Below are 12,438 nucleotides of genomic sequence, written 5' to 3' on the forward strand. Positions count from 1 at the left end.
GAATTCCGGGTCCCCCCCGGTAGCGCCCGGCCGCGCCCGTCGGCATGCCTCAGGCCGCTGCCAGCTCCGCATCGATCTGCCGCGAACGGTCGAAAGCGGTCATCGCACTCATCCGTGCAATGTAATCAGCCGTGGCCGGCGCCGGCTGCACCAGGCCAAAGGCGGTGGTCCAGGCCAGCGCATTGCCCCACAGCACGTCGGCGGCGCTCATCGTCTCGCCGAGCAGGTACGGCCCCTGCGCCAGCTGGGCTTCGATCACCTGCAGCACCGTCTCCGCGTCGTTGTAGGGCGACATCAGGCGCGGCGGCGGCTCGCGATGCATCGCCTTGTCGATCATCGCCGGCTCGAAACAGGCGCCGTAGAAGGCCATCCAGCGCAGGTAGGGGCCGCGCAGGGCGTCGCCGATCGGCGGGGCCAGCCCGGCTTCCGGGTACAGGTCGGCCAGGTACAGGTAGATCGCCACCTGTTCGGTCACCAGTGCGCCGTTGTGGACGATGGCCGGCACCTTGCCCATCGGGTTGATGGCCAGGTAGGCCGGGGCCAGGTTGGCGCCGGCCTTCAGGTCCAGCACCTGCATGCGGTAGTCGGCACCCAGCGCTTCGAGCAGGGCCACGGCGCCGCTCGAGCGTGAACGGGCGGCGTGGTACAGGGTGATCTGGCGGGATGTCATGGCATTGCTCCTTGCGGTGGGTGGTGAACTGGAGCTCATCCTGGGGCACTATTGCGGACGACTTCTGTCCTCGATCCTTCATGCGCCATACCGCCCATCGACTGTTGCGCCTGATCGCCCTGCTGCAGGCCCGCCGCCAGTGGTCCGGGGCCGAACTGGCCGAGCGCATGGGTGTGGACCGGCGCAGCATCCGCCGTGACATCGAGCGCCTGCGCGAGCTGGGTTACCCGGTACAGGCCTCGGCCGGCGTTGGTGGCGGCTACCAGCTGGGGTCCGGCGCGCCGGTGTTGCCGATGCTGCTGGACGAGGAGGAGGCGACCACCCTGGCCATCGCGCTGCGTGCGGCCTCGGCCACCGTCGCCGGGATCGACGACACCGCGCGTGGCCTGCTGTCCAAGCTCGACCCGCTGGTGCCGGCCCGCCGTCGCCAGCAGGCAGGCGAGGTGCATGCAGCGACGGCTACCCTGTCCGATCTTCCGTCAACCGATGCACGCCTGCTGGGCCGGCTGGCCCTGCATTGCCGGCAGGCGGCGCGGCTGGCCTTCGAGTACCGCAGTGCGCAGGACGCGGTGACCCAGCGCGAGGTCGAGGCCCAGCACCTGGTCAATTACGGGCGGCGCTGGTACCTGCTGGCCTGGGATCTGGGCCGCCAGGACTGGCGCACCCTGCGCGTGGACCGGATGGGCGCGGTACGCGAATGCTCCGAGCCGGGCATGCACCGACGCACCCCGGCACCGCCGGATGTAATGGTGCGGCAGGCAGTCAGCCAGGCCCCGTTCGCGCTGCAGGCGATCCTGCGCCTGGCCGGCAGCCGCGCCGAGCTGGAAGGGCGCATTCCGCCCTGGTGCGGGGTGCTGGAGGCGGACGGCGCCGAGCACTGCCTGCTGCGCATGGGTGCTGAGAGCCGGGGCATGATGCTGGCGCAGATCCTGAGCCTGGACCGCGTGCCGGTGGCGCTGTGGACCACGCCGCCGGGCCTGCGCGACGAACTGGCCCAGCGCCTGGCCGGGCTGGGCCAGGTGCTGGCTGTGCCGCCGGTCACAGGCTGAGCCACATCGCTTGGCAAGCCCCGGCGAAGCTGGGACACTCGCCGCCATGAAGGGGATACTGGGGACAACGGCGATCATCATCGCTGCGCTGACCGCTGCGCCGGCCAGCGCCGGAACCCTGTACAAGTGCCAGGGCCCTGACGGCGTCACCAGTTATGTGAGCAAGCGGGTGGCGGGTGCGCGCTGCAGTACCATCAGCTACAGCCGCGACCCCCGTCCGGCGCCGCGCCCGGTGGTGGCCGCGCCAAGGCCGACGCCGACCGCAGTGGCCAGCATCGAACGCAAGCCGGTGGCCGTTGCCGCCAGCGCCGCAACGCCGGCAACGGTCGCACCTGCGTCCGTACCCGCATCCGCACCCGCAGCTGCTCCAGCACAGCCGGTCGCCCTGCGCGCCGGACGCATGGTCAGCGGCCAGGTCTATTCCTTCATGAAGGACGGCGTGCGCCACTACACCAGTGCGCGCCCGACCCAGGTCGCCAACCTCGGCCCGGTGCGGACCATCCGCTACAGCTTCATGGAGCGCTGCTACGCGTGCGGGGTCAATCCACGCGTGGACTTCGGCACCGTGCGCCTGAACACCTCGGCCTTCCAGGCCGAGATCACCTCGGCCGCGCGCGAGTTCGGCGTGGAAGAGGCTGTGGTGCGCGCGATCATCCACGCCGAGTCGGCCTACAACCCGACCGCGCTCAGCCGCGCGGGTGCGCAGGGCCTGATGCAGCTGATGCCGCCAACCGCTGCCCGCTTCGGGGTCAGTGATTCCTACGATGCCGGGCAGAACATCCGTGGCGGCGTGCAGTATCTTGCATGGCTGCTGAAGCGCTTCAATGGCGATCTGACTCTGGCGGCGGCGGGCTACAACGCCGGCGAAGGCGCGGTCGACCGCCATGGTGGCGTACCGCCCTACAGCGAAACCCAGTACTACGTGCGCCGGGTCGGGCAGCTGGCCGAGCGTTACCGCACCGCATTGACGCACCAGTAGTGCCGGCCGCTGGCCGGCAACCCCTGGGCAATGGCCGGTACCGACCGGCCGCTGGCCGGCAACCCCGCAATCAATGTTGTTGCAATGCGTTGTGTGGCGCGCGACGGTTCCGCTACACTCGACCGTGATTCAATGCGGCTCTGGCCCCCACCGGATCCGCTGGCAGCCTTAAAGCTACCTAATCAATATCGGAGTGCCGGATGGCCAACGATGGGGTACACGATCCAGTCAACACCGGACGTCGGCGTTTTCTTTCTGCCACCACAGCCGTGGTGGGCGCCGTCGGCGTCGGATTCACCGCAGTTCCTTTCATCAAATCCTGGAACCCCAGTGCCCGCGCCAAGCTTGCCGGCGCACCGGTGGTGGCCGACATCAGCGCCCTGCAGGAAGGCCAACGCCTGATCGTGGAATGGCGTGGCCAGCCGATCTGGATCGTCAAACGGTCCAAGGCGATCCTCGATGCGCTGCACGGGCTGGACGGCCGTCTCAAGGACCCCGAGTCCGGCGAGAAGGACCAGCAGCCGGAGTACGTGCTGAAGCAGAACCCCGAGCTGCGCTCGATCAAGCCGGACATCTCCGTGCTGGTCGGCCTGTGCACGCACCTGGGCTGCTCGCCGGAAATGGTCGCCGAGATCCGGCCTGAACCCTACGACCCGCAGTGGAAGGGCGGTTACTTCTGCCCCTGCCACAAGTCGCGCTTCGACATGTCCGGCCGCGTCTTCAAGGACGTGCCGGCGCCGATCAACCTGAAGGTGCCCGCGCACCACTACCAGGACGACAACACCATCATCATCGGTGTCGATCCGCAGGGGGCTGCCTGATGGCCAATATCCTCAGCCGTACCGCCAGCGGCGTGGCCGACTGGGTCAATGCCCGGGCACCGGGCCTGATGCCGGTGTACCGCAAGCACGTCAGCGAGTACTACGCGCCGAAGAACTTCAACATCTGGTACTACTTCGGTTCGCTGGCGCTGCTGGTGCTGGTCAACCAGATCGTCACCGGCATCTTCCTGACGATGCACTACAAGACCAACGCCGCCGAGGCGTTCGGTTCCATCGAATACATCATGCGCGATGTGGAGTGGGGCTGGCTGATCCGCTACATGCACTCCACCGGGGCCTCGCTGTTCTTCATCGTGGTCTACCTGCACATGTTCCGCGGCCTGCTGTACGGCAGTTACCAGAAGCCGCGCGAGCTGGTGTGGATCCTGGGCATGCTGATCTACCTGGTGCTGATGGCCGAAGCGTTCATGGGCTACGTGCTGCCGTGGGGCCAGATGTCGTTCTGGGGCGCCAAGGTGATCATCTCGCTGTTCGGCGCCATACCGGTGATCGGCAACGGCCTGACCGAGTGGATCATGGGCGACTACCTGCCCAGTGACGCCACGCTCAACCGCTTCTTCGCGCTGCATGTCATCGCTTTGCCGCTGGTGCTGTTGCTGCTGGTGGTGCTGCACCTGGGTGCGCTGCATGAAGTGGGGTCGAACAACCCGGACGGGGTGGAGATCAAGAAGGGGCCCAAGGGCAACCGCTGGTCGCCGAACGCACCGGCCGACGGCATTCCGTTCCACCCGTACTACACGCTCAAGGATGGTGTCGGCGCCGGCTTCCTGCTGATCATCGCCGCCTTCATCATCTTCTTCGCGCCCGGTTTCGGCGGCCTGTTCCTGGAGCACGACAACTTCACCGAGGCCAACCGCCTGGTGACCCCGGAGCACATCAAGCCGGTCTGGTACTACACGCCGTACTACGCGATGTTGCGCGTGGTGCCGAACAAGCTGGGCGGCGTGCTCGTGATGTTCTCGGCCATCGCGATCCTGTTCCTGGTGCCGTGGCTGGACAAGGCGAAGGTGAAATCGGTGCGCTACCGCGGCTGGATCTCGAAGGTGATGCTGGGCGTACTGGCGGTGTGCTTCGTCTGGCTGGGCGTGATCGGTTCCGGCCCAGGCACCGATGTGCACGAGACCTACATCGGGCGGGTGCTGACCTTCCTGTACTTCGCGTTCTTCATCACCATGCCGCTATGGACACGATTGGACAGGACCAAGCCGGTACCGGAGAGGGTGACCACCCATGACTGAACGCTGGATGGTCCGGCTGGCCCTGACGGCCGCCCTGATGCTGGGCAGTTTCCTGGCCTCCGCCGCCGAGGGCGGCACCAAGCTGCTGCAGGCCGGCAACGACCTCGGAGACCGCGCTTCGCTGCAGCGCGGCGCGCAGCTGTACATGAACTACTGCTCCGGCTGCCACGCGCTGAAATACCTGCGCTATTCGCGGATGGCGCAGGACCTGGGCCTGACCGAAGAGGAGGTGATGAACAACCTCAACTTCACCGGCTCGGCGATCGGCGATCCGATCCCGGTGGCGATGCCCAAGGAGAACGCAGAGAAGTGGTTCGGCAAGATGCCGCCGGACCTCAGCCTGATTGCGCGTGTGCGCGGCAATGACTGGGTCTACACCTACCTCAAGTCGTTCTACCTGGACAGCAGCCGGCCGCTGGGCTGGAACAACGCGCTGTTCGCCAACGCGTCCATGCCCAACCCGCTGTGGGAAATGCAGGGCCTGCAGCATGCCGTGCATGGCAAGCCGGAGGCGCCGGGCATGGACCCGCCGGTGACCGGCCTGCGCCTGGAAACGCCAGGCAACGTCGATGCCGGACAGTACGACCAGGCCGTGCGTGACATCACCAACTTCCTCGAATACGCCGGCGAACCGGCCGCGCTCAAGCGCCAGCAGCTGGGCGTGTGGGTGATCCTGTTCCTGGCCCTGCTGACCTTCCTGCTGTACCTGCTGAAGAAGGAATACTGGAAGGACGTTCACTGAATCTGCCGCCGACCATCACACGGGCCTATTGGCTTTTGTGATGGTCGGTTGCACACTCGGGGAGGAGTCGATCGCTGGCACGGTGCCGGCGGCGCCGATGCGGCAGGCGGTCTCCTGTCGTGGGAGAGCCTTTGATGGCGGCGAGCGTACGCATGCGCAATACACTGACGCTGTTTTCCTCGAACGACGACGTACTGTGCCACCGTGTACGCCTGGTGCTGGCGGCCAAGGGTGTGACCTTCGACTTCGTTCCGGTCGATCCACAGAACCCGCCTGAAGACCTGATCGACCTCAATCCGTACCACTCGGTGCCGACCCTGGTCGAACGCGAACTGGTGCTTTACGCCGCGTCGGTGGTCAGCGAATACCTCGATGAGCGCTATCCGCATCCGCCGCTGATGCCGGTCGATCCGCTGTCGCGTGCCCGCATCCGGTTGGCCATGCTGCGCATCGAGCACGACTGGGTGCCGCAGGTGCAGGCCATCCAGCTGGGCAACAAGACCCAGGCCGAGGCCGGTCGCAAGCGCCTGAAAGAACTGCTGACGGCCTCGCTGCCGCTGTTCAAGGCCAGCAAGTTCTTCCTCAACCCGGAAATGAGCCTGGCCGACTGCGCGATGGCGCCGATCATCTGGCGCCTGCAGTCGCTGGATGTGCCGCTGCCGAAGGACGGCAAGGCGATTGAAGACTACGGCAACCGCATCTTCCGCCATCCGGGTTTTGTCCGCAGCCTGACCGACCAGGAAAAGAAGCTGCGCGATCTGCCGGGCTGATCCCGTCTTGCTTTACCCGTCTGCACGCCGACCGGCGTGCAGACGATCTGCCCCGGCGGGGCGCCGGGCGCGTACACTTCACGCATGACCGAAGACTTCTTCCACATGACCAGCCACCGCCCGTACCTGCTGCGGGCGCTGGTGGAATGGATCAACGACAACCAGCTGACTCCGCACATCCTGGTCGACGCCGGCGTCCCCGGCGTGCAGGTCCCGCCTTCGGCGGTCAAGGATGGCCGGGTTGTGCTCAACATCGCCGAACGCGCTGTCGTGCGGCTGATGATCGACAACGAGATGGTGAGCTTCTCGGCGCGCTTCTCCGGCACCAGCTACCCGGTGCAGGTGCCGATCAGCGCCGTGCTGGCCGTCTACGCCCGCGAGACCGGGCAGGGCATGGCACTGCCGGATGACATTCCGGGCAGCGAAACTGCGCCGACCAGCGACGAACTGCTGCACGAGGAAGGCACGCCGCCGGACGATACCCCGCCGGCCAGTCCGCCGCCCAAGGGTCGCCCGAACCTGCGCGTGGTCAAGTAATCCCTCTGACGCCGCCCCGATGGGCGGCGTTTTCCTTTACAGGATTTACCGGCGGGTGCCGACCGTTGGTCGGCACTCAAAGCCCTTAGACATCCTCGGCATCCTCCGCATCCGGCCGGATCTGGCTGATCCGCGCCGCGCCCGGGCCAGTGAACGAGATCAACTGGTCGCCGCGCAGCACCATGCGGCCCACGTGGCGATCGATGCCATCGTAGGAATACTCGAACTTGAACGTGCGCTCGAAACCGAGCCGGCCATCCTCGCCGCGCGACAGGCGCAGGCCGGTGGCATGCACCGCCTGGTCCAGCCATTGCACGTCGGCTGCGCGGCAGGCATTGCGTCCCAGCTCGACCGCGCGCTCGGCGGCCGAACGCGCAGCGTTCCAGAAGAAGTAGATGATTCCGCCGGCAATCAGCAACAGCAGCAGGGTGGGCATGGCGTCAGCCGTCAGAGGTCGATTCCGCAAAGATGGCGGCGAACGTGCGCTGGATCAAGCGCTGGATTCACCGCCGCGGCTGCGGTTCGCTGGATACCGGTTGCGCGGGCACGATGACCGGTTGCGGTGTCGGGGCGGGCTGCATCGGCGTCGCAGTGGGAGAGGGCATCACCAGCGGTGATGTGGCGATCAACTGCAGCAGCGCTGCCCAGTCCTGCCGGTTGAAGCTGCATTCGTCCTCGCGGCCCGGCGTGCAGCTGGGGTCGATGCCGGTGCTGTTGCGTTCGCGCGCGGGCGGCAGCTTGATCAGCCCGGTGCGGTCCAGCGGCAGCAACCGCATCGCCACGGTGTTCATCACGTTGCCACCGACCAGGTACAGGGTCTGGTCGCCGCCAAGATTGGCCGCTACCACCACTTCGCAATGTGATTTCCAGTGGCCCACCGAGCCATTGCCCAGTGCCTGCACCAGCCCGCTGTAGCTGAGCGTGGTGCTGCGGTCGCGCAGGAAGCACAGCAGGTCGCCCGGTGCGGGTTTTGCGGACGCGGGATCGACCAACCGGTACGGCACGCCCGAGGGGCCGCCCTGGTACGCGCCACGGATGTAGTCGATGTGGCGTGGCGAGGTGTTGAAGCCAGGAACGCCGGATTGCACCATCACCCAGGAAATGAACGCGGCTGACCACGGGTTGTCGACCAGGAAGGCGCGGCAGTCGCTGTCGGTGTAGCGCGTACCCAGCGGTGCCAGGCAGCTGCTGGCGCCGGCGATGCTGCCCATTGCGTTGAGCGTGCCGCTGTTGCGCCAGTAGCCGGCCACGCGCTGCCAGGCGATCAGGCCGTTGTCGGCCAGGTGATCGCTTTCGGCCTCGGTGACACTGAGGCTGGCGGCGCGGCCATCGCGATCAATGAAGGGCCGGAACCACAGCCGGTGCTCGTTGCAGGCGGTATTGCGGATGGCCACCGCCAACGGGCTCAGGCCGAAGCGGGGCGGCACATCGCAGGCTTCGGCGGCCGCTGCGGACAAGGGGGCTGCGGCCAGCAGCAGGCAGGCAGGCAAGAGCATCCGGCGCATGCGCGGCTCCTGTGGGGGATGACCGCAGCGTCGCAGCGCTGTCGTGAACGCCGGGTGTGAGAACCGGGTCAGGCCTCAGCCCGGCGGCGGGCCCAGCTTCAGCGACAGATCAATCGCCTGCACGTGCTTGGTCAGGCCGCCAATGGAGATGCAGTCCACGCCGTCCTCGGCGATCGAACGCAGGCCACCCAGGCCCACGCTGCCGGACACTTCCAGCGGAATGCGGCCCGCCGTGATGCGCACCGCCTCGCGGCGCAGGTCGGGGCTGAAGTCATCCAGCAGGATGCGTTCGCAACCAGCTTCCAGCGCCTGGCGCAGCTGCGCAAGATCCTCGACCTCGACCACCAGCGGCAACCCAGGCCATTGCCGGCGTGCGGCAGCCACGGCTGCGGCCAGTGAACCGGCAGCGCGGATGTGGTTTTCCTTCAGCATCACCGTGTCGTACAGGCCGAAACGATGGTTCTCTCCACCGCCGCAGCGCACCGCGTACTTCTGCGCCAGGCGCAGGCCGGGCAGGGTCTTGCGGGTGTCGAGGATGCGCGTGCCGGTGCCGGCCACCGCCGCCACGTAACGCGCGGTGGTCGTGGCGGTGCCGGACAGCGTCTGCAGGAAGTTCAGCGAAGTGCGCTCGGCGCTCACCAGGCTGCGGCTGCGTCCGTGCAGCAGCGCCAGTACGGTGCCGGCGGTGACCGTGTCGCCCTCGGAGACATGCCATTCGATGCGCACGTCCGGATCGAGCGCGCGGTGGGTGGCGTCGAACCAGGGGCGGCCGGCGATCACCCCGTCCTGCTTGCACAGCAGGTAGGCGCTGTCGGCCTGGTCGGGCAGCAGGGCGGCGGTGACGTCGCCGCTGCCCAGGTCCTCGGCCAGCGCACGCGCGACATCGGCGGCGACAACGGCCGCATCCGGCGTCGGCAGCGCGCTCATGCGGCCGGGAAGTCGGCGATCTGGGCGGTCGGGATGGCTTCCTCGGCCAGCAGCACCGGGATGCCGTCGTCAACGCGGAACACCTGCTTGCGGTCGCGGGTGACCAGCGCTTCGCGCAGCGGCTGCGCCAGCGGGTTGCCATCGGCCTTGTTCACCGCGCCGGTGGAAATGGCCTTGTTGAGGGCTTCCAGGCCCTTGCCATCCAGCAGGGACAGGGGCTGGCGGGTGTCCGGTGACACCAGCAGGTCGAGCAGCTTGCGATCCATGGTTCTTCGTCTTGCGTGGAAGATGGCTAGAATACGTCTTTAAGGCAGGTGACGGCCAATGACCCCCAACCCGATCGCGCCGCTTGTCGGCATCGTCATGGGTTCCCGTTCCGACTGGGAAACCATGCAGCACGCCGCCCAGAAGCTTGAAGCCCTGGGTGTTCCGTTCGAAGTGAAGGTAGTGTCCGCGCATCGGACGCCGGATGTGTTGTTCAGTTACGCCGAGCAGGCGGGCCCGCGTGGCCTGCGCGCGATCATCGCCGGTGCCGGCGGGGCCGCGCACCTGCCGGGCATGATCGCCGCCAAGACCGCCGTGCCGGTGCTGGGCGTGCCGGTGCAGTCCAAGGCCCTCAACGGCATGGATTCGCTGCTGTCGATCGTGCAGATGCCAGCCGGCATCCCGGTCGCCACCTTCGCCATCGGCAATGCCGGCGCCTCCAACGCCGCGCTGTTCGCCGCCGCAATGCTGGCCAGTGACCAGCCGGCGATCGGCCAGGCGCTCGACGCGTTCCGCGCACGCCAGACCGAAGACGTGATGGCCCACGACGATCCGCGCCAATGAGCCTGACCGTAGGCATCCTGGGTGGCGGCCAGCTCGCCCGCATGATGGTACTGGCCGGTGCGCCGCTGGGATTGCGCTTCGAACTGTACGACCCCGCAGCCGACGCCTGCAGCGGCCCGCTGGCGCCGCTCACCGTCGGTGCCTTCGATGACCGCCAGGCGCTGGCGGATTTCGCGGCCAAGGTCGACGTGGTCACGTTCGATTTCGAGAACGTGCCGGCCGACAGCGCGCAGTTCCTGGCCGACCGCGTGCCGGTCTACCCGCCGCCGGCCGCACTGGCCGTGGCCCAGGACCGGTTGAGCGAGAAGACCTTGTTCCAGCAGCTGGGCATTCCGCTGCCGGCCTTCGCTGACATCCGCAGCCGTGACGAGTTGGCCGCGAAGGCTGCCGAGTTCGGTCTGCCGTGCATCCTCAAGACCCGCCGCCTCGGTTACGACGGCAAGGGTCAGTTCCGCCTGCGCAGCGAGGCCGACATCGATGCTGCGTGGGATGCGCTGGGTGCGCAGGTCGAGCGTGCCGGTCTGATCCTGGAAGGCTTCGTGGCCTTCCAGCGGGAGGTCAGCGTGGTTGCCGTGCGTGGCCGCGATGGCAGCTTCGAGGCCTGGCCGGTCACCGGCAACTGGCACGTCGACGGCGTGCTGTCGGCCAGCGTGGCGCCGGCCGTGTTGTCGGCCGCCGAGCACGAGGCCGCGATCGGCTATGCCCGTCGCGTCGCCGAGCACCTGCAGTATGTCGGCGTGTTCGCGCTGGAGCTGTTCTGCCGCGATGGCGAGCTGTTGGCCAACGAGATGGCGCCGCGCGTGCACAACTCCGGCCACTGGACCATCGAAGGCAGCGAGACCTCGCAGTTCGAGAATCACCTGCGCGCTGTGCTGGGCCTGCCGCTGGGCAGCACCCGCATGCTCGGCCATGCCTGCATGCTGAACTGGCTGGGCGCGATGCCGGACCCGGCGCCGGTGCTGGCCCAGGCCAGCGGCCACTGGCACGACTACGGCAAGGAGCCGCGTGAGGGCCGCAAGGTCGGTCATGCCACGCTGCGCGATGATGCTGCTGATGCACTGGCCGATGCACTGGACCAGGTGGGTCTGGAGCTGGGTCGTCAGGCCCAGGTGGCGCCGGCGGTACACGCGCTGCGCAACTGCTGAACCCGGTAGTGCCGGCCGCTGGCCGGCAATGCAACGCTGTGACGCGCCGGTGCAGGCATCGGCGCAACATTCCCGGTGGTAGCGTGGAGCTCCTTTCACAGGAGTCACGACCATGCTCGACTGGAATGCCTACCGCAAGGAACTGAAGGGCCGCATCGGCGAGATCGGCAAGCTCTCGCCGGATACGGTCAAGGGCTATGCCACCCTGGCCAATGCCGGCGCGCAGACCAACCACCTGGATGCCAAGACCCGCGAGCTGATCGCGCTGGCCGTGGCAGTGACCACCCGCTGCGACGGCTGCATCACCGTGCATGTGGATGCAGCGCTGAAGCACGGCGCCAGCCGCGAGGAAATCGCCGAGGCGCTGGGCGTGGCAGTGTCGCTCAATGCAGGCGCGGCGCTGGTGTACTCGGCGCGGGTCATGGACGCGGTGGCCGCGCACGAGAGCGCGTGAAGCTCCGTACTGTTTCCCGGTAGTGCCGGCCGCTGGCCGGCAGATCGGGTATGTCCGTGCGCGTATGGGGATGCCGGCCAGCGGCCGGCACTACCCCGTGGCGGAGCCGCTGCCTCAGCGCAGCTGGCTTTCGGCGAATTCCCAGTTGACCATCTGCCAGAACGCGTCCAGGTAGCGCGCGCGATCATTCTGGTAGTCGGTGTAGTAGGCGTGCTCCCAGACGTCGCAGCACAGCAGTGGGGTGCTTTCGCCGGTCAATGGCGTGCCGGCGTTGCGGGTGGCCTGCAGGCCCAGCTGCCCGCCCGGATGCTGCACCAGCCACACCCAGCCCGAGCCGAACAGGCCCAGTGCGGTGCGGTTGAATTCCTCGCGCAGGCGCTGCACGTCGCCGAACTGGCGCTTGACCAGCTCGCCCAGCCGCCCCTGCGGCTCACCGCCGCCGCGCGGGCGCAGGCACTGCCAGTAGAAGCTGTGATTCCAGGCCTGTGCAGCGGCATCGAACAGCGTGCCCTGGGCGTGGCGGACGATCTCCTCCAGCGACGCTTCCTCCCACTCGGTGCCGAGGATGCCGGCATTGACCGCATCCACATAGGCGCGATGGTGGCGGCCGTGATGCAGTTCCACGGTCTGTGCGGACAGGTGCGGCTGCAGGGAGCCGGAGAGGTAGGGCAGGGCAGGCAATTCGACAGGCATGGACAGGTTCGTTGCCAGGGGGCGGCGGCAGCCGGTTCCATCCGCTTACAATGGCGGCT

The 12,438-nt window shown here is 67.6% G+C and carries 16 protein-coding genes; 10 read left to right on the forward strand and 6 right to left on the reverse strand.

All coding sequences use genetic code 11. The features are described from left to right. Positions 1 to 49: 49 nt before the first annotated feature. On the reverse strand, positions 50 to 670 hold the full coding sequence (locus ACZK4Z_RS07335) for a glutathione S-transferase family protein (RefSeq protein WP_012510589.1): 621 nt from the start codon (positions 668 to 670) through the stop codon (positions 50 to 52). Between the two features lie 80 nt (positions 671 to 750). Between ACZK4Z_RS07335 and ACZK4Z_RS07340 the strand changes: the two genes are divergently transcribed. The 7 genes from ACZK4Z_RS07340 to ACZK4Z_RS07370 all read left to right on the forward strand — a co-directional run bounded on the left by ACZK4Z_RS07340 (position 751) and on the right by ACZK4Z_RS07370 (position 6,827). Continuing rightward, positions 751 to 1,719, forward strand: coding sequence for a helix-turn-helix transcriptional regulator (locus tag ACZK4Z_RS07340; protein ID WP_180837468.1), 969 nt, complete (start codon positions 751 to 753; stop codon positions 1,717 to 1,719). A gap of 46 nt (positions 1,720 to 1,765) precedes the next feature. Continuing rightward, positions 1,766 to 2,698, forward strand: a complete 933-nt coding sequence (locus tag ACZK4Z_RS07345) for a lytic transglycosylase domain-containing protein (RefSeq protein WP_478451277.1) — start codon at positions 1,766 to 1,768, stop codon at positions 2,696 to 2,698. A 200-nt stretch (positions 2,699 to 2,898) separates the two neighbouring features. Beyond that, positions 2,899 to 3,519, forward strand: a complete 621-nt coding sequence (gene petA, locus ACZK4Z_RS07350; RefSeq protein ID WP_010486121.1) for a ubiquinol-cytochrome c reductase iron-sulfur subunit — start codon at positions 2,899 to 2,901, stop codon at positions 3,517 to 3,519. Beyond that, a complete protein-coding gene (locus ACZK4Z_RS07355; protein ID WP_032128877.1) occupies positions 3,519 to 4,778 on the forward strand; it encodes a cytochrome b in 1,260 nt (419 codons plus the stop codon). Before petA ends, ACZK4Z_RS07355 begins: the two co-directional genes overlap by 1 nt. Further along, positions 4,771 to 5,520 (forward strand): cytochrome c1, encoded by a 750-nt coding sequence (locus tag ACZK4Z_RS07360; protein ID WP_317224131.1) that lies wholly within the window; start codon positions 4,771 to 4,773, stop codon positions 5,518 to 5,520. The genes ACZK4Z_RS07355 and ACZK4Z_RS07360 overlap by 8 nt, the downstream gene beginning before the upstream one ends. 134 nt (positions 5,521 to 5,654) lie before the next feature. Further along, positions 5,655 to 6,290: a glutathione S-transferase N-terminal domain-containing protein gene (locus tag ACZK4Z_RS07365; RefSeq protein ID WP_032128879.1), complete on the forward strand. Its 636-nt coding sequence runs from the start codon at positions 5,655 to 5,657 to the stop codon at positions 6,288 to 6,290. 84 nt (positions 6,291 to 6,374) lie between these two features. Then, positions 6,375 to 6,827 carry a ClpXP protease specificity-enhancing factor gene (locus ACZK4Z_RS07370; protein WP_019659028.1) on the forward strand — a complete coding sequence of 151 codons (453 nt, stop codon included), beginning with the start codon at positions 6,375 to 6,377 and terminating at the stop codon, positions 6,825 to 6,827. 85 nt (positions 6,828 to 6,912) lie between these two features. Here the strand turns inward: ACZK4Z_RS07370 and ACZK4Z_RS07375 are convergent, their stop codons facing one another. The 4 genes from ACZK4Z_RS07375 to ACZK4Z_RS07390 form a co-directional block, all read right to left on the reverse strand. After that, positions 6,913 to 7,263, reverse strand: a complete 351-nt coding sequence (locus tag ACZK4Z_RS07375; protein ID WP_049423257.1) for a DUF3301 domain-containing protein — start codon at positions 7,261 to 7,263, stop codon at positions 6,913 to 6,915. 67 nt (positions 7,264 to 7,330) lie between these two features. Beyond that, a complete protein-coding gene (locus ACZK4Z_RS07380) occupies positions 7,331 to 8,332 on the reverse strand; it encodes a DUF2272 domain-containing protein (protein ID WP_180837470.1) in 1,002 nt (333 codons plus the stop codon). 75 nt (positions 8,333 to 8,407) lie between these two features. Beyond that, positions 8,408 to 9,259 carry a carboxylating nicotinate-nucleotide diphosphorylase gene (nadC, locus tag ACZK4Z_RS07385; RefSeq protein ID WP_049463565.1) on the reverse strand — a complete coding sequence of 284 codons (852 nt, stop codon included), beginning with the start codon at positions 9,257 to 9,259 and terminating at the stop codon, positions 8,408 to 8,410. Beyond that, positions 9,256 to 9,525, reverse strand: coding sequence for a Trm112 family protein (locus ACZK4Z_RS07390; RefSeq protein ID WP_032128883.1), 270 nt, complete (start codon positions 9,523 to 9,525; stop codon positions 9,256 to 9,258). Before ACZK4Z_RS07390 ends, nadC begins: the two co-directional genes overlap by 4 nt. Before the next feature lie 58 nt (positions 9,526 to 9,583). Between ACZK4Z_RS07390 and purE the strand changes: the two genes are divergently transcribed. The 3 genes from purE (at position 9,584) to ACZK4Z_RS07405 (ending at position 11,686) form a co-directional block, all read left to right on the forward strand. Beyond that, complete coding sequence (purE, locus tag ACZK4Z_RS07395; RefSeq protein ID WP_005412808.1) at positions 9,584 to 10,087, forward strand: 5-(carboxyamino)imidazole ribonucleotide mutase; 504 nt, start codon at positions 9,584 to 9,586, stop codon at positions 10,085 to 10,087. Further along, complete coding sequence (locus tag ACZK4Z_RS07400; RefSeq protein WP_478451279.1) at positions 10,084 to 11,232, forward strand: 5-(carboxyamino)imidazole ribonucleotide synthase; 1,149 nt, start codon at positions 10,084 to 10,086, stop codon at positions 11,230 to 11,232. Before purE ends, ACZK4Z_RS07400 begins: the two co-directional genes overlap by 4 nt. Positions 11,233 to 11,344: 112 nt before the next feature. Next, positions 11,345 to 11,686 (forward strand): carboxymuconolactone decarboxylase family protein, encoded by a 342-nt coding sequence (locus tag ACZK4Z_RS07405; protein ID WP_004152082.1) that lies wholly within the window; start codon positions 11,345 to 11,347, stop codon positions 11,684 to 11,686. Between the two features lie 114 nt (positions 11,687 to 11,800). Here the strand turns inward: ACZK4Z_RS07405 and ACZK4Z_RS07410 are convergent, their stop codons facing one another. Beyond that, entirely contained in the window at positions 11,801 to 12,379 is a 579-nt protein-coding gene (locus ACZK4Z_RS07410) for a superoxide dismutase (RefSeq protein WP_164079887.1), read from the reverse strand. Positions 12,380 to 12,438: the final 59 nt, after the last annotated feature.

This window comes from Stenotrophomonas sp. 71799_Sma (assembly GCF_056482505.1).